This is a genomic window from Streptomyces sp. NPDC093544, assembly GCF_040683495.1.
Lineage (GTDB): Bacteria > Actinomycetota > Actinomycetes > Streptomycetales > Streptomycetaceae > Streptomyces.
The window spans coordinates 13,392-30,296 of sequence record NZ_JBFBEA010000039.1 but is presented as its reverse complement, the minus strand read 5'-3'; the positions used below and the strand labels follow the sequence as shown (position 1 = coordinate 30,296).

Here is a 16,905-nt window from a genome sequence, read left to right as displayed (position 1 = left end):
GGTGGGGGCAGGGAGGGTGGGGGAGGCTCGGGGCGTGCTGTCTGGGGTGTGGAATCCGTAGGGAGCGGTTGGGTGTCGGCAGTGTTGGTTCCCGTCCCCACGGGCCTTTGCTGTCATGGCAGGCGCCCGGCCGTCTCGCCCTGGGCGGTGTCACGGCGGCTGCCCTCGTCGGCGGGGCAGCCGCTGTCCACTGTCAGGGGCAGCGGCCATCCCGGTTTGCCAACGGGCCCGGCCGGTACGGGAGTCGCCCGCACTGCACGTCCGCGTCCCTTTCGTCCCTGTGCAGAGTGTCAAAGTTCGACCCCTGCTTTTGTACACATACGGCTCATGACGACTCCCCGGTGGGGAGCGATAGCCTGGGGGCGTGATCAGCGCGATATCTCGCGGGGGCCTTGACGCCCCTGCTTCGCGCCCGGACAGCACGGACGACATCCGTGACCGGGCGGCGGTCGTTGATCTTCGCAGGCGGGTCGGGGAGTCAAGGACAGCGCGGACACCCGGAGCGACATCCAGAGCGCCGAAGGCACCCGAGACAGCGTCTGGGGCACCTGAGGCACCGGCGGCGCCGAGAGCAGCGTCACAGTCGCCGCGGGTGCCGAGAATGGCCGATAACCCCCCGCTCATCTCTGCATGCGGCATAGCGTCGGACCAGACCGGACACCCCGCGTCACGGCGTTACGTCGGAGAAGAGACCGTACTTCCTTCTACGTCACGCAATGGCGCGCGACAGGAGCCAGAGGACAATGCAGACCAAGCTGGACGAAGCCAAGGCCGAGCTGCTCGAACGGGCCGCCCGGGTAGCTGAGAACAGCCCGGTCGGGGCGCACCTACCGACTGGGACGACGGACGAGGGCACCCCCGACCGGGACACCGTGCTCGCGTTCCTCCAGCGCTACTACCTGCACACCGCAGCGGAGGACCTGACCGACCGCGACCCGGTCGATGTCTTCGGAGCCGCCTTCTCGCACTACCGACTGGCCGAGAACCGTCCCCAGGGCACGGCCAACGTCCGGGTCCACACCCCGACCGTCGAGGAGAACGGCTGGACCTCCAGCCACTCCGTCGTCGAGGTCGTGACCGATGACATGCCCTTCCTCGTCGACTCGGTCACCAATGAGCTTTCGCGCCAGGGGCGCGGCATCCACCTCGTCATCCACCCGCAGGTCGTCGTACGGCGTGACCTCACCGGCAGGCTCATCGAGGTCCTGACGACCCGGCCCACCGGCGACCTCCCGCACGACGCCGCCGTCGAGTCCTGGATCCATGTCGAGGTCGACCGCGAGACCGACCGTGCGGATCTGAAGCAGATCACCGCCGATCTGCTGCGCGTGCTCTCCGACGTCCGCGAGACCGTCGAGGACTGGGAGAAGATGCGCGACGCCGCGCTGCGGATCGCGGAGGAACTGCCCAAGGAGCCGACCGCGGACGACCTGCGCGACCAGGAGGTCGAGGAGGCCCGGGAGCTGCTGCGCTGGCTCGCGGACGATCACTTCACCTTCCTGGGATTCCGGGAGTACGAGCTGCGGGACGACGACTCGCTCGCCGCCGTGGCCGGTACCGGTCTCGGCATCCTGCGCTCCGACCCGCACCACACCGGCGAGGACAGCCACCCGGTCAGCCCGTCCTTCGAGCGGCTGCCGGCCGATGCCCGCGCCAAGGCCCGCGAGCACAAACTGCTGGTGCTGACCAAGGCCAACAGCCGGTCCACCGTGCACCGCCCCTCGTACCTCGACTACGTCGGTGTGAAGAAGTTCGACGCCGACGGCAATGTGATCGGCGAGCGGCGCTTCCTCGGGCTCTTCTCCTCGGCCGCGTACACCGAGTCAGTGCGGCGGGTTCCCGTGGTGCGCCGCAAGGTCGAGGAAGTCCTGCGCGGCGCCGGGTTCTCGAACAACAGCCACGACGGGCGCGACCTGCTGCAGATCCTGGAGACGTACCCGCGCGACGAGCTGTTCCAGACCCCGGCGGACGAGCTGCGGTCCATCGTCACCTCCGTCCTGTACCTCCAGGAGCGGCGCCGACTGCGGCTGTACCTGCGCCAGGACGAGTACGGGCGTTACTACTCCGCCCTCGTCTACCTCCCGCGCGACCGTTACACCACCGGCGTACGCCTGCGGATCATCGACATCCTCAAGGAAGAGCTGAACGGCACCAGCGTCGACTTCACGGCCTGGAACACCGAGTCGATCCTGTCCCGGCTGCACTTCGTGGTCCGGGTGGAGCCGGGCACCGAGCTGCCGCAGCTGTCCGACACCGACAAGGAGCGCATCGAGGCGCGGCTCGTCGAGGCCGCCCGCTCCTGGGCCGACGGCTTCGGGGAGGCGCTGACCGCCGAGTTGGGCGAGGAGCGCGCCGCCGAGCTGGTGCGCCGCTACGGGGGCGCCTTCCCTGAGGGATACAAGGCCGACCACAACCCGCGCGCCGCCGTCGCCGACCTGGTCCACCTCGAGCACCTGGCCAAGGACGACAGCAAGGACTTCGCGCTCAGCCTGTACGAGCCGGTCGGCGCAGGACCTGGTGAGCGCCGCTTCAAGATCTATCGCACCGGCGAGCAGGTCTCGCTCTCCGCGGTCCTGCCCGCGATCAACCGCATGGGCGTCGAGGTCACCGACGAACGTCCGTACGAACTGCGCTGCTCGGACCGTACGACCGCCTGGATCTACGACTTCGGACTGCGCCTGCCCAAGTCCCTGAACGGCAACGGCGATTACCTCGGTGAGGACGGTCGCGAGCGGTTCCAGCAGGCCTTCGCCGCCACCTGGACCGGCGCGGCCGAGAACGACGGCTTCAACGCGCTCGTGCTGAGCGCCGGGCTCAACTGGCGCCAGGCGATGGTGCTGCGCGCGTACGCCAAGTACCTGCGCCAGGCGGGCTCGACCTTCAGCCAGGACTACATGGAGGACACCCTCCGCAACAACGTCCACACCACCCGGCTGCTCGTCTCGCTCTTCGAGGCGCGGATGTCGCCGGACCGCCAGCGCGCCGGAGTCGAGCTGACCGACGCGCTGATGGAGGAGCTGGACGCCGCGCTCGACCAGGTGGCCAGCCTGGACGAGGACCGGATCCTGCGCTCCTTCCTCACCGTCATCAAGGCGACCCTGCGCACGAACTTCTTCCAGGAGGCGCTGGGCGCGAAGCCCCACAGTTACGTCTCCATGAAGTTCGACCCGCAGGCCATCCCGGACCTTCCGGCGCCGCGACCGGCGTACGAGATCTGGGTGTACTCGCCGCGCGTCGAGGGCGTGCACCTGCGGTTCGGCAAGGTCGCGCGCGGTGGACTGCGCTGGTCCGACCGGAAGGAAGACTTCCGGACAGAGATCCTCGGTCTGGTGAAGGCGCAGATGGTGAAGAACACCGTCATCGTGCCCGTCGGCGCCAAGGGCGGATTCGTCGCCAAGCAGCTGCCCGACCCGTCCGTGGACCGCGACGCGTGGCTCGCCGAGGGGATCACGAGCTACAAGACCTTCATCTCCGCGCTGCTCGACATCACCGACAACTTGGTGGCCGGTGAGGTCGTCCCGCCCGCGGACGTCGTACGGCACGACGGGGACGACACCTATCTCGTCGTCGCCGCCGACAAGGGCACCGCGACCTTCTCGGACATCGCCAACGGAGTCGCGGAGAGCTACAACTTCTGGCTCGGCGACGCCTTCGCGTCCGGCGGCTCGGCCGGTTACGACCACAAGAAGATGGGCATCACCGCGCGCGGTGCCTGGGAGTCCGTGAAGCGGCACTTCCGGGAGCTGGGCGTGAACACCCAGACGCAGGACTTCACGGTGGTCGGTGTCGGTGACATGTCCGGTGACGTGTTCGGCAACGGCATGCTGCTCAGCGAGCACATCCGGCTGGTGGCCGCGTTCGACCACCGGCACATCTTCATCGACCCGACGCCGGACGCCGAGACGTCGTACGCCGAGCGCCGCCGTCTCTTCGAGCTGCCGCGCTCCTCGTGGGCCGACTACAACAGTGGGTTGATCTCGTCCGGCGGCGGCATCTTCCCGCGTACCGCCAAGGCCATCCCGATCAACGCGCACATCCGCGAGGCCCTCGGCATCGAGTCCCGCGTCGCCAAGATGACCCCGGCCGACCTGATGCGGGCGATCCTCCAGGCGCAGGTCGACCTGTTGTGGAACGGCGGCATCGGTACGTATGTGAAGGCGTCCACCGAGACGCACGCGGACGTCGGCGACAAGGCCAACGACGCCATCCGCGTGGACGGCGCCGACCTGCGGGTCAAGGTCGTCGGCGAGGGCGGCAACCTGGGGCTCACCCAGCTCGGCCGGATCGAGTTCGCGCAGCACGGCGGCAAGATCAACACCGATGCCATCGACAACAGCGCGGGCGTGGACACCTCCGACCACGAGGTGAACATCAAGATCCTGCTCAACGCGGTGGTGACCAACGGCGACCAGACCGTCAAGCAGCGCAACAAGCTGCTCGCCCAGATGACCGACGAGGTCGGCGCCCTGGTCCTGCGCAACAACTACGCACAGAACGTGGCGATCGCCAACGCGCTGGCTCAGTCGCCGGACATGCTCCACGCCCAGCAGCGCTTCATGCGCACTTTGGTCAGGGAAGGCCACCTCGACCGGGCCCTGGAGTTCCTGCCCACCGACCGGCAGATCCGCGAGCGCCTCAACGCCGGGCAGGGGCTGACCGGTCCGGAGACGGCCGTCCTCCTCGCGTACACGAAGATCACGGTCTCCGACGCGCTGCTCGCCACCTCGCTGCCGGACGACCCCTACCTCCAGCGCCTGCTGCACGCGTACTTCCCGACCGCGTTGCGTGAGAAGTTCCGCGAGCAGATCGACGCGCACGCGCTGCGTCGCGAGATCGTGACGACCGTCCTGGTCAACGACACGGTCAACACGGGCGGTACGAGCTTCCTGCACCGCCTGCGCGAGGAGACGGGCGCCTCTCTTGAGGAGATCGTCCGGGCGCAGACCGCGGCCCGCGCGATCTTCGAGTCGAGCCAGGTGTGGGACGCGGTGGAGGCGCTCGACAATGTCGTCGCCGCCGCTGTCCAGACCCGGATCCGGCTGCACTCCCGCCGCCTCATCGAGCGCGGTACGCGCTGGCTGCTCAACAACCGGCCGCAGCCGCTCCAGCTCGCCGAGACGATCAGCTTCTTCAGCGACGGGGTCGAGCAGGTCTGGTCCCAGCTGCCCAAGCTGCTGCGTGGCGCGGACTCGGAGTGGTACCAGCAGATCTACGACGAGCTGACGGGCGCCGGCGTCCCGGACGGACTGGCCACCCGCGTGGCCGGGTTCTCCTCCGCCTTCCCGACGCTGGACATCGTCGCGGTGGCCGACCGCACAGGCAAGGACCCGATGGCCGTCGCCGAGGTCTACTACGACCTCGGTGACCGTCTCGGCATCACCCAGCTCATGGACCGGATCATCGAGCTCCCGCGCGCCGACCGCTGGCAGTCCATGGCCCGCGCCTCCATCCGCGAGGACCTGTACGCGGCCCACGCGGCCCTCACCGCCGACGTACTGACCGTGGGCAACGGCACCTCGACCCCCGAGCAGCGCTTCAAGGCCTGGGACGAGAAGAACGCGGCGATCCTCACCCGGGCCCGCGCGACCCTGGAGGAGATCCGCAGCTCGGACTCGTTCGACCTGGCGAATCTGTCGGTGGCCATGCGGACGATGCGGACGTTGCTGCGGACGCATTCGTAGCCGTACGTGATGCGCAGAAGACAGGGGCGCCCCTGTCTTCTTGTTCGAGCGCGCGGGGGGCTCTACTTCCCCGTGAACTTCTCGTACTCCTTGAGCACATCCTCCGTCGGCCCGTCCAGGCGGAGCTCACCGCGCTCCAGCCACAGCACCCGGTCACACGTATCCCGGATCGACTTGTTGTTGTGGCTCACGAGAAAGACGGTGCCCGCGGTCTTCCGCAGCTCCCGGATGCGTGCCTCAGAGCGCTTCTGGAAGGAGCGATCCCCCGTCGCGAGGGCCTCGTCGATCATCAGGACGTCGTGGTCCTTGGCGGCGGCGATGGAGAACCGGAGACGAGCCGACATGCCGGAGGAGTACGTCCGCATGGGCAGCGTGATGAAGTCGCCCTTCTCGTTGATGCCGGAGAAGTCGACGATCTCCTGGTAGCGCTCGCGCACCTGCTCCTTGGACATGCCCATCGCGAGGCCGCCGAGGTAGACATTGCGCTCGCCGGTGAGGTCGCCCATCAGGGCCGCGTTGACGCCGAGCAGCGAGGGCTGGCCGTCGGTGTAGATCTTGCCGTTCTCCACCGGGAGGAGGCCCGCGCATGCCTTGAGCAGCGTGGACTTGCCCGAGCCGTTGGTGCCGATCAGGCCGATGGCCTCGCCCCGGTACGCCGTGAAGGAGACGTTCTTGACGGCGTGCACCTTGCGGACGCCGGAGGCCTTCTCGGTCTTGCCGCGGTGCAGGATGCGGTTGAGCGCGGCGGTGGCGGAACCGCGGCCGCCGCCGGTGCCGTTGACGCGGTAGACGATGTCCACGTGGTCGACGATGACGGTGGGGACCAGCTCGCCGGGGGTGTCGACGGGGGCGCTCTCGGGGTTGCTCTTCGTGATGATGTCAGCCACGGCCGTACGTCTCCTCAGCCTTCCAGAAGTACAGGAACCCGCCCACGCCGGCGAGCAGGGCCCAGCCCGTCGCGACCGCCCACACGTGCGGCGGCAGCTGGCTGGCATGGAAGCTGTCGATCAGCGAGAACCGCATCAGGTCGATGTAGACGGCGGCGGGGTTGGACTGCAGCGCGACCAGGACCCAGCCGGGCAGGTCCTGGTTCCTCAGGACGTGCTCGATGCTCCACATGACACCTGAGATGTACATCCAGGTGCGCAGCAGGAACGGCATGAGCTGCGAGATGTCGGGGAACTTCGCGCCCATCCGGGCCATGATCATCGCGACGCCCGCGTTGAAGATGAACTGGAGCGTGAGGGCGGGGATGACGAGCAGCCAGGACGTGCTGACCGGCACGCCGAAGGCGAGCAGGATCACGACCAGCGCGCACATCGAGAACAGCAGCTGCTGGAGCTGCTGGAGGCAGTACGACACAGGCAGCGCGGCCCGCGGGAAGTGCAGGGCCCGTACGAGCCCGATGCTGCCGGAGATGGCCCGCGTCCCCGCCATGATCGAGCTCTGTGTGAAGGTCCACACGAAGACGCCGGTGACCAGGAACGGGATGTAGTCGGGGATCCCCTTACTGGTGCCCATCAGGATGCCGAAGATGAAGTAGTAGACCGCCGCGTTCAGCAGCGGGGTCGCCACCTGCCAGATCTGGCCGAGCTTCGCCTGGCTGTACTGGGCGGTGAGCCTGGCGGTGGCGAAGGCGGTGATGAAGTGGCGCCGTGCCCACAGCTCGCGGATGTACTCGGGCAGGGAGGGGCGGGCGCCGCTGACAGTGAGGCCGTACCGGGCGGCGAGCGCCTCGGCGCTCTCGTCGGCGGGCCGGCCGGCTGTCTTGTCGGCGGGGGAGGCCGACACCGGGGGCGGTGTGTCGAGGACCTGGCTCACATCCGCTGCTTTCGCTCGGGGGGTGTGGGGTGCGAGGCGAACTCCGGTCCGTCCTTGACCTGGTTCTTGCATCGTCTTTGCCGTCTTCTTACGTCGGGACGGGACCGTATCGTCGCAACGCGAGCCTAGGCCTTTTCCACGTCGGAACGCAACCGTTCCGTCGTCACGCCCTATGCTGGAACGCATGACGACGAACGCCGACGCCACCGGGACCGTGACCGGCACCGTGACCCGGGCCAGGGCCGGGACCGGCGGCGGGACCGGCGGCGGGACCGGGGCTGCTTCGGGGAAGACCCCGCGCCGCCGGGCTCCCGCGGGCGCTGCCGTTCTGCGGGAGGATGTGACCGAAGCCATCCGCGCCGCCGTCTTCGAGGAGCTCGCGGCCGTCGGCTACGCCCGGATGTCCATCGAGGGCATCGCCCGTCGCGCGGGCGTCGGCAAGACGGCGGTGTACCGGCGCTGGCGCTCGAAACTCCACCTCGTCCTCGACCTGGTCTCGGCCGTCGCGGTCCAGGGCCTGCCCGCGCCGGACACGGGCTCCCTGGAGGGCGACCTGCGGCTGCTGTACGAGGTCACGTCCCGCGCGCTGCGCCACCCGGTCGCCGGCCAGATCATCCCCGACCTCCAGGCCGAGGCGGCCCGCAACCCCGAGATCGCCGACGCCATGCAGAAGGCCCTGCGTGAGGGCCAGCAGGGCGTCACGAACGGGATCGTCGCGGCGGCCGCCGCGCGGGGAGAGGTCCGCGAGGGAATCAGCCTCGACCTCGCGCTCGACCTGATGTCCGGGCCGCTGTACTGGCGGGCGGTGGTGGTGCGCAGCCCCAAGCTGCCCAAGGGCTATCTGGCGAGCCTGGCCCGGGCCACGGCGGCGGCGCTCAAGGCGTTGTGAGGGCCGGCGCCGTCGCCTGTCTCGGCCTGGGACCTAGCTCTTCACGGCAACGAACCCGAACAGGTCCGGGATCCCGCCGGGACCGGCCTCGGCGGTGCGCACCACCCGTAGGCCGGCCGCCGTGGTGGCGTTGAGCAGGTCCGCGAGCGGGAGGTGCCAGGCGCCGACGCGGGCGCGGACCCCCGCGGGGTTCCACGCGTCGAAGGTGCGGGAGCGGTCTTCGTACCGTTCGTCGACGACGATCCTCGGCCGGTCGCTCCAGTCGGCGAACGCGCCGATGTAGCAGGGGTGTACGCCCAGGTGTGTGAAGCGGCCGCCGGGGCGCAGGACGCGGGCGATCTCGCGGAGGACGGCCGCGTAGTCGGGTACGTCGGTGTGGGCCAGGACGCAGGCGGCGGCGGGCAGGGAGGCGTCCGCGAACGGGAGCGCCGTCGCGTCCGCTCTGGCCACGGGCAACCGGCCCACCGCGTGGCGGAGTTGACCGCCCGACAGATCCACACCCACGGGTGTCCACCCCAGCCCCGCCAAGGCGGGCGCGTGGGCGCCCGTTCCGCAGCAGACGTCCAGGCATGTCCCCTCGCCGGGGCCCAGCAGATCCTCAAGTACGGCGTGCACCCGCCGGATGTACTCGCCGGGCCCGGCGGCCGACATGAAGTCGTTGTACCAGTCGGCGTGTTCGTCGTACGTCGCCCTCGTGGTCCCGCCTGTCGTGTCTGCTCCCATGTCGCCGATGCTAGGGACGACGCACGGGGGCGCGGGGGGCTGTTCGCTCAGGGCTTCGGCTCGCCAACTTGCTTGCCAGGGCGGTGAGTTCCGCCGCGTGGAGTATCCGTCCGCCGGAGCCCGGCAGAGGTACGTGCAGGGGCTCGGTCCAGCGGGCCGGAATGGCATCCGCCCCGTATACGGCTCCTGCCAGGGCGCCCGTCACCGCCGCGACGGTGTCCGTGTCGCCGCCGAGGTCGATCGCGGCGCGCACGGCATCCTCGTACGACCCTGTCGTCCGCAGAGCCCACACGGCGGAGCCGAGGCAGGGCCACACCGCTCCGTTGAACTCGGTTGCCTGGTCGGGGTGCCAGTCGGGGGCGAGGGCGGTGGCATAGCGGGGCCGGTGGTCCGGGTGGGTGGCGGTGAGGGTTTCCGGGATCGCGGTGAGGGGGTCGTGGCCCTCCAGCGCGACCCGGATCAACTCGTGGAGGATCGCGGTGCCTTCCCAGGCCGCCCGGTCGCCGTGGGTGAGGGCGGCGATGCGGCGGGCGGCGGCCATGGTGGCGCTACGGCCGTGTGGGGCGAAGTACACGGCTGAGGTGGCCGCCCGCATCAAGGAGCCGTTTCCCGCCGCTCGTTGGTTCTCCTGGAAGTGGATCGCGGCGGCCAGGTCCCAGGGGTCTTCGCTCGTGAGGACCGCCTCCGTCTGCAGGCCGATGTCCTTGGGGTCGGCTGCCGCCCATCGCCGGAACCGGCTGAAGATGTCCGGGAGTTCGAGGCCGGCGTGGTCGATGAGTGACTCGCCGACCAGGACCGCCATCTGCGTGTCGTCGGTGGCCTCGCCCGGATCCCAGCCACCGCCTCCGCACATCTCCCCGCCGTGACCGGGGGTGGGGAAGCGTTCCGTGAACGCGCCTTCGGGACCGAACTCGAAGGGGGCGCCGAGGGCGTCGCCCACTGCGGAGCCGAGGATCGCGCCGATGGCGCGGGCGGTGGTCACTGAGGGAGCGTACAGGGGTGTTCGTCCGGCTGGGGGGTGTCCGGGGCGCAGCCTCTGAGGGTGTAGGCGATGACGTTTTCCAGGTCCGAGTCCGTCGACTCGGTGGAGAGGGTGCCGCTCACGGCGAGGCTGGCGAAGCCGTGGAGGGTGGTGAAGAGGGGGACGGCGACGCTGTCGACGGGGCCTGCGCGGACCTCGCCCCGGCGCTGGCCCTCCTCTATGAGACGGATGGCCAGTACGGACATGCTCTGGGAGGCCCGCACCAGGGCCTCGGAGGCCGCCGGGTCGTGCTTGATCGAGAACATGAGATCCAGGAGTTCCGCGTTGGAGGCGGCGAAACCGACGTAGGCGCGGGCCAGGGCGCCGATGCGGTCGGCGAAGGTCTCTTCCACCGTCGCCTGTGACGCCGCCAGCGCCTCGGCCATGCGCTCGAAACCGACCTGCGCCAGCGCGTCAAGGAGTGCCTGCTTGTCCTTGAAGTGACGGCTCGGCGCGGCGTGGCTGACGCACAGTTCGCGGGCCAGTTCGCGCAGGGACAGGGCGGCCGGGCCCTTCTCCCTGAGCGTCTCCTCGGCGCGGATCAGCAGCGCGGCGCGCAGGTCTCCGTGGTGGTAGCGGCGGGTCTTCCGAGTCTGCATGGCCCTCAGTGTAATGGCCATGTGACCGATGGCTACATTGTTGTCGCCGTCACCATTGTTGGCGCCGACATCATTGTAGGCATTGACAGCATTGTTGTCGGCGCCTACATTCTTGTCCATGGCTACGAAGCAGAAGTGGAACGCAAGCGACCTCGTTGACCAGAGCGGCCGTACCGTCGTCGTGACCGGCGCCAACAGCGGGCTCGGTATCGCCACCGTCGACATCCTGGCCAAGGCGGGCGCACACGTCGTGCTCGCCGTACGGGACCTGAAGCGTGGCGAGGCCGCCGCCCGTACCGTCCAGGGCGCCAAGGGCACCGTCGAGGTGCGCCGCCTCGACCTCGCGGACCTCGCCTCCGTGCGGGAGTTCGCCGAGTCGTGGCAGGGAAGCCTGGACCTGCTGATCAACAACGCGGGCGTGATGAACATCCCCGAGGCCAGTACCAAGGACGGCTTCGAGATGCAGTTCGGGACGAACCACCTGGGGCACTTCGCCCTGACGAACCTGCTGCTGCCGTACGTCACCGACCGCGTGGTCACCGTGGCGTCCGGCGCCCACAAGATCCCCAGCAGCAACTACATGCGCTTCGACAATCTGAATCTGACCGGCGAGTACTCACCCATGGCCGCCTACAGCCAGTCCAAGCTCGCCAACCTGCTGTTCACCCTGGAACTCCAGAGCCGACTGGCCGCCGAGGGATCGTCCGTACGGGCCCTCGCCGCGCACCCCGGCTGGGCCGCCACCAACCTCCAGGGTCACGACGCGAGCATCGCGCGGCGCGCCTTCATGGCGGTGGGCAACCGGGTCATCGCCCAGGACAACACGGCCGGCGCCCTGCCCACGCTGTACGCCGCCACCCAGGATCTGCCTGGCGCCAGTTACGTCGGACCGGACGGGTTCGCCGAGCTGCGCGGCGGGCCGACGCTCGTCGGCCGGTCGGCCGCGGCCAGCGACCCGGAGTCCGCCGTCCGCCTGTGGACGGCCTCCGAGGAACTGACCGGCGTCACCTTCCCCCAGCTGAGCGGGGCAGTGAGCGTCTAGGGCCTGTCCGGCGGCGGTTCGGTGTCCTCGCTGGTCAGGAGACTGGTTTTTGGCGGCTGTTCCGAAGCGAGGTCGAGTCGGCGGGCGAGCAGGGCGACGGTCGGGTTCTCGAACAGCGCGCGCACCGGAAGCTCGACATCCAGCACGGCCCGTACCCTGCCGGTCAGCCGCAGGGCGAGCAGCGAATGCCCGCCCAGTGCGAAGAAGTCGTCGTCGGCGCCGATGGAGGGTACGTCGAGTATCTCGGCGAACAGTTTGGACAGGACCGCCTCCGAGCCTGCCGAGGGCATCCGGCCGGTACGTGGGGCGGGCAAGGACGGGAGGGCGGGCGCCGTGGTCGCGGTGGTCGCCGGCAGAGCGTGATCCCGTATCGGCGAATCCTGTGGGGACTCCAGCGCCGAGACCACTTGGTGCAGGGCTTCGACCAGCGCGGTGCACACCCAGTCGGTGCCGATCGACGGCAGCGCCTGTGCGACGAGCAGGAAGCCGTCCGCGGAGTCGTCGACCGACAGGAAAACCGGGTAGTTCGTCCGCTCCTCGCCCGCCAGGAGCGTGACGCCCGGCACTATCTCCGTCACCCCCGGTTCCAGCACGACGGATGTGGCGTGCCGGTAGTTGAGGACGGTCGTGAACAGCGGCAGTCCGGCGTCCACCGCGGCGCACCGCTGCGCCCGTGCCAGCGAGGCGTGTTCGTGGCGCATGAGCTCGGCCAGGAGCCGGTGCGTACTTCGCACGCACCCAGCGACGTCTGGCGCGCCCGCCGCCACCCGGACCGGCAGCGTGTTGATGAAGGCGCCGATCCCTCGCTGCGCGTCCGCGCCACCTCGCCCGAACAGCACCGTGCCGAACACCGCGTCGTCCTGGCCGGTGGTGCGTGCCAGCGCCCGTCCCCAAGCGACGTGGAACAGCGTCGCCGACGACACTCCCGCTGCTCGCGCAGTCCGCCGTACGCGCGCGGCCAGCTCCGTGTCGAGCCAGGTCCGTGCCTCGTCGACGCCGAGGCCGTTCCCCCGTACGTCCAGAACGCCGAACGGCGCCGTCGGTCCGGCCACCCCGTCCAGCATCCGCCGGAAGAACCCGTCGTGCTCCGCCTCTTCCGCGTCGAGGACCGACCGCGCGACCACCGTGCGGTACGGCACGGGGTCCGGCAGCCGCCCGCCGGCGCCCGCCATGTGCGCGCCGATCTCGGCGAGCAGCAACTGCAGCGACGTGTTGTCGTCCACCAGGTGATGCAGCAGGAGCGAGACGAGCCAGCGCCCGTGTTCCGCGTCGAACATGGTGGAGACCCGCAGCAGCGGTGCCGCTTCGAGATCCATCCGGTACCGGCGCGCGTCGACCGCGCTCGCCAGGTCCGCGGCCGAGCCCGGCCCGAGCCACCGGACCGGCAGCTCCTCGCGCCGCCGTACCACCTGGACCGGCAGCGGAAGTCCCCGCCACACCACCGCGGTCCGTAGGACGTCGTGACGCTCGACGGCCTTGTGCAGTCCGTCGAGGAACGCGTCGAGCCTCGCCCGCGAGTCGACGGCCAGCAGCCCGGAGATCACATACGGGTCGCCCTCCTGCGCCAGGACATGGTGGAAGAGCATGCCCTCCTGGAGGGAGGTCAGCGGATAGATGTCCTGCACGCCCAACGCCCCCTCCGGGACGGTGGTCAGCACCTGGTCGATCTCCCCCTGGGTCAGTTCGACCAACGGCAGCATTTCCGGGGTGATCGCCCCGGTCCCGGGCGTCAGCAGGTTCGGCGGTATCTCTGTCTCCTCTGTCCCGGCGATCTGCGCGCCGAGCGTCAGGGCGAGGCCGGCCGCGGTCGGTGCCGAGAACACGGCGCGGACGTCCAGCCGTATCCCCTGGACGCGCAACGCCTCCACCAGCTGCACCACCAGCAGGGAATGGCCGCCCAGCTCGAAGAAGTTGTCGTCGACGCCCACCCGGCCGACGCCGAGAACCCGCGCGAACGTCGTGCACAGCAGTTCCTCGTCCGGCGTGGACGCCTCCCGGCGCGCGTCCTCGCGGGCCGCCGCGTAATCGGGAGCCGGCAGCGCCGCCCGGTCGAGCTTTCCGTTCACCGTGAGGGGGAGGGCGGGCAGCTCCACGAAGGCAGCGGGCACCATGTGCGCGGGCAACGCCGCCGCCACCCACGGCCGCAGCTCACCGGCGTCGAGACCGCCGGCCGACGTCAGGTAGCCGACGAGACGCAGGTCGCCAGGGGAGTCCTCGCGTACCACGACGGCGGCCTCGCCGACCCCGGGATGGGCGGCGAGCCGCGCCTCCACCTCGCCCGGCTCGATCCGGAAACCCCGCACCTTGACCTGCGAGTCGGAGCGCCCGAGGTATTCAAGGCGCCCCTCACGGTTCCACCGGACGACGTCCCCGGTCCGGTACATGCGCCTGCCCGGTTCCCCGAACGGACAGGCGACGAACCGCTCCGCCGTCAGACCGGGGCGCCCCAGGTAACCGCGCGCGAGCTGGGCACCCGCCAGATGGAGGTCGCCCGCCACGCCCACCGGCACCGGACGCAGCCGGGCGTCAAGCACGTACGCGTCCAGGCCCGGCAACGGCGGCCCGATCACGCTCGACGCCCGCGCCGAGCCGGACTCCACAGGCAGCTCCTGGCAGCTCGCGTGGACCGTCGTCTCGGTGATCCCGTACATGTTCACCAGGCGCGGCGACTGGGCGCCGTGCCGTGCGAACCACCCCTGGAGACGCGCATGGTCCAGTGCCTCGCCGCCGAGGACCACCGTGCGCAGCGCCAGCCGTGCGGACAGCTGCGGTGCCTGTTCGTCGGCGCGCACCAACTGGTAGAAGGCTGAGGGGGTTTGATTCAGCACCGTGATCCGCTCGCGCACCAGCAACGCGAGGAACCGCGCCGGCGAACGCGAGACCGAGAACGGCACGACGACGAGCCGGCCGCCGTGCAGCAGTGCTCCCCACAGCTCCCACACGGAGAAGTCGAAGGCGAACGAGTGGAACAGCGTCCACACGTCCTGCGGGCCGAACGCGAAGCGCTCACGCGTCGCCGCGAGCAGACTCACGACGCTGCCGTGCGTCACGGCGACCCCCTTCGGCCGCCCCGTCGAACCGGACGTGAAGATCACGTAGGCCGGCTGTCGCGCGTCCACGCCCCGCGTGAGGTTCGCCCCGCTCAGCCCCGCCAACTGCTCGGCCGTCCCCGGCTCGTCCGACACCACGACGGGCACCCCGCCCGATATCGCACCGGCGGACGCGGTGTCGGTCACCGCCAGCAGGGGCGTGGAGTCCTCCAGCAAGGAGGCGATGCGCTCCTGCGGATAGCCGGGATCGACCGGGACGTAGGCCGCACCGACCTTCAGTGTCGCCAGGATCGCCACCACCAGCCCGGCGGAACGCTCCAGCACCACGGCCACACGCGTGTCCGGCCCTGCGCCCCGGGACCGCAGCAGGCGGGCGAGCCGGTTGGCCCGCGCGTTCAGCTCTCCGTACGTCAGCGACTTGGTGCCGTGCGTCGGCGACTTCGTGCCGTACGTCAGCGACTTGGCGTCGTGCGTCGGCGACTTCGTGCCGTACGACAGCGACTCCGCGCCGTACGTCAGTGCCGTCGCTCCCGGAGCGCGTGCCACCTGCGCCTCGAACAGCTGCGGCAGCGACGTTCCGGACGCCGGCGGCGCCGGACGGCTGCCCAGGGCCAGGACGCGGTCACGTTCGGTGTCGCCGAGCAGCTCGGCGTCGCCCACCGTCGCGGCGGCCCCGGACCGGACCGCCCAGTCGAGCACGCGCCGGAATCTGTCCGTGTGCTCAGCGACGTCGTGCGCGTCGTACCTGTCGGCGGCGGCGTCGACGACGATCTCCATGCCGTCACCGCCTCGCCTGTCGTACACGGCGAGCGACACGTCCTCCACCGGCCCGTTCGACAGGTTCCGGCCGCTGACCGCACACCCGCCGAAGGACGTCGCCGAGTGGTCGAACGACATCACGTTGACGCGGAAGTCGGCAAGAGCGCCCCGCTCGACGAGCCTCAGGTCGCGGAGTATGTCCTCGTAGCGGTACCGCTGGTGCCGCAGCCCGCGCCGCACCGACGCCGTGACCTCCGCCGCCACCTCGCCCAGCGACATGCCGGCCCGCACGCGGCAGCGAACGGGAAGGACGTTCGAGGTCATGCCGGGTATTCGGAGCCGCCGGGACCCCGAACGGCCGAGCACGGGGATGCCCACAAGAAAGTCCTCCGCCCCCGTGACGCGGTGCGCGTACACCGTCGAGGCGGCGATGACCAGGCCGGACAGGCTCGTCCGCAGTTCCCGGGCCGCCTCGCGCAGCGCCTCCGTCCCGGCCGGACCGATCTGGTGTGTCGCACGCACCGTTGCCCGCGAGCGGGCACCCGCGGTGCCGCGTCCCCCGAAATCGAGCGGCGCGGGCGGCTGCGCGAGTGTCTCCCGCCAGTACGCCTCGTCCGCGGCGTGGTCAGCCGACGCGCGGTAGGCCGCTTCGTCCTCGAACAGGACGGAAACCGGCGCCAGCCGCCCCTCGTCCGGGTCGCCGCCGGTCGTCAACGCGTCGTAGACCTGTGCGACGCGTCCCAGGATGACCGAGCCGCTGAACCCGTCGACGGCGATGTGGTGGCACCGCTGGTAGCAGAGATAGTGGCCGGCGCCGACGGTGATGAGCGCCGTGGTGAACAGCGGACCCTCCCGGAGATCCGTTGAGCAGCCCATGTCGGCCCGCATCCACTCCTCCGCCGCCGCACGTGGATCGGCCTCGGCGCTGACGTCCACCCGGCGCACTGTCCAGTCGTCGCGGTCCCCCACGACCTGCCACACGTCCGCGCCGTCACTACCGAACCGCAGATGGAACGCGTCGACCTCGCGCAGCCCCCTCCGCAGTGCTTCCTCGAACGCGGTGGGATCCAACGGGCCCCGGAACTCGAAGTACTCGCCGATGTTGTAGCGAGGGTCGTCGGGCGCGAGCTGTTGGGCGTGCCAAATTCCCAGCTGCCCGGCCATCAGATCCGACCGGGTTTCCTCGCACTCCGCCATGAACAAGTCCCTCAAGGTGCGGTGGTACAAAAAGTGAGTCCGAGTATGCGTGCTTCGATTTCCCGCTGACCAACGCGTCTCATGGGCGGGCCCGGCCGCTGTCACGGCTGGAGTGCTACGGGG

Annotated in this window: 10 protein-coding genes; 4 read left to right on the top strand and 6 right to left on the bottom strand. The window is 70.1% G+C overall.

The features are described from left to right. Positions 1 to 743: 743 nt before the first annotated feature. Positions 744 to 5,681, top strand: a complete 4,938-nt coding sequence (locus tag AB0N66_RS38445) for an NAD-glutamate dehydrogenase (RefSeq protein ID WP_365444165.1) — start codon at positions 744 to 746, stop codon at positions 5,679 to 5,681. Between the two features lie 62 nt (positions 5,682 to 5,743). Here the strand turns inward: AB0N66_RS38445 and AB0N66_RS38440 are convergent, their stop codons facing one another. Together AB0N66_RS38440 and AB0N66_RS38435 are read right to left on the bottom strand one after the other, a co-directional pair. Further along, complete coding sequence (locus AB0N66_RS38440; protein ID WP_365444223.1) at positions 5,744 to 6,559, bottom strand: ABC transporter ATP-binding protein; 816 nt, start codon at positions 6,557 to 6,559, stop codon at positions 5,744 to 5,746. 1 nt (position 6,560) lies between these two features. Further along, positions 6,561 to 7,502, bottom strand: a complete 942-nt coding sequence (locus tag AB0N66_RS38435; protein ID WP_365444162.1) for an ABC transporter permease — start codon at positions 7,500 to 7,502, stop codon at positions 6,561 to 6,563. Positions 7,503 to 7,686: 184 nt separating this feature from the next. On the opposite strand from AB0N66_RS38435, the gene AB0N66_RS38430 reads away from it, so the two are divergent. Beyond that, positions 7,687 to 8,391: a TetR/AcrR family transcriptional regulator gene (locus AB0N66_RS38430; RefSeq protein ID WP_365444159.1), complete on the top strand. Its 705-nt coding sequence runs from the start codon at positions 7,687 to 7,689 to the stop codon at positions 8,389 to 8,391. Between the two features lie 33 nt (positions 8,392 to 8,424). On the opposite strand, the gene AB0N66_RS38425 is transcribed toward AB0N66_RS38430, so the two are convergent. From AB0N66_RS38425 to AB0N66_RS38415, 3 genes are read right to left on the bottom strand one after another with little or no spacing between them, the layout of a single operon-like run. Further along, positions 8,425 to 9,114, bottom strand: coding sequence for a methyltransferase domain-containing protein (locus AB0N66_RS38425; protein WP_365444156.1), 690 nt, complete (start codon positions 9,112 to 9,114; stop codon positions 8,425 to 8,427). A gap of 10 nt (positions 9,115 to 9,124) precedes the next feature. Next, positions 9,125 to 10,096 (bottom strand): ADP-ribosylglycohydrolase family protein, encoded by a 972-nt coding sequence (locus tag AB0N66_RS38420; protein WP_365444153.1) that lies wholly within the window; start codon positions 10,094 to 10,096, stop codon positions 9,125 to 9,127. Further along, positions 10,093 to 10,734: a TetR/AcrR family transcriptional regulator gene (locus AB0N66_RS38415; RefSeq protein ID WP_365444150.1), complete on the bottom strand. Its 642-nt coding sequence runs from the start codon at positions 10,732 to 10,734 to the stop codon at positions 10,093 to 10,095. Before AB0N66_RS38415 ends, AB0N66_RS38420 begins: the two co-directional genes overlap by 4 nt. Positions 10,735 to 10,755: 21 nt before the next feature. On the opposite strand from AB0N66_RS38415, the gene AB0N66_RS38410 reads away from it, so the two are divergent. Both AB0N66_RS38410 and AB0N66_RS38405 read left to right on the top strand, forming a co-directional pair. Continuing rightward, entirely contained in the window at positions 10,756 to 10,893 is a 138-nt protein-coding gene (locus AB0N66_RS38410; protein ID WP_365444147.1) for a hypothetical protein, read from the top strand. Beyond that, the gene (locus AB0N66_RS38405; RefSeq protein WP_365444144.1) at positions 10,853 to 11,776 is read left to right on the top strand and encodes an oxidoreductase; all 924 of its coding nucleotides are present in this window, start codon (positions 10,853 to 10,855) and stop codon (positions 11,774 to 11,776) included. The genes AB0N66_RS38410 and AB0N66_RS38405 overlap by 41 nt, the downstream gene beginning before the upstream one ends. Here the strand turns inward: AB0N66_RS38405 and AB0N66_RS38400 are convergent. Next, positions 11,773 to 16,797, bottom strand: a complete 5,025-nt coding sequence (locus AB0N66_RS38400) for an amino acid adenylation domain-containing protein (RefSeq protein WP_365444142.1) — start codon at positions 16,795 to 16,797, stop codon at positions 11,773 to 11,775. The genes AB0N66_RS38405 and AB0N66_RS38400 overlap by 4 nt on opposite strands. Between the last annotated feature and the right edge of the window lie 108 nt (positions 16,798 to 16,905).

What these genes read in the sequence shown, in the direction of transcription:
- AB0N66_RS38415 (WP_365444150.1), bottom strand. Translation starts at nt 10,734, where the DNA reads ATGCAGACTCGGAAGACCCGCCGCTACCACCACGGAGACCTGCGCGCC.
- AB0N66_RS38430 (WP_365444159.1), top strand. Translation starts at nt 7,687, where the DNA reads ATGACGACGAACGCCGACGCCACCGGGACCGTGACCGGCACCGTGACC.
- AB0N66_RS38425 (WP_365444156.1), bottom strand. Translation starts at nt 9,114, where the DNA reads ATGGGAGCAGACACGACAGGCGGGACCACGAGGGCGACGTACGACGAA.
- AB0N66_RS38405 (WP_365444144.1), top strand. Translation starts at nt 10,853, where the DNA reads ATGGCTACGAAGCAGAAGTGGAACGCAAGCGACCTCGTTGACCAGAGC.
- AB0N66_RS38445 (WP_365444165.1), top strand. Translation starts at nt 744, where the DNA reads ATGCAGACCAAGCTGGACGAAGCCAAGGCCGAGCTGCTCGAACGGGCC.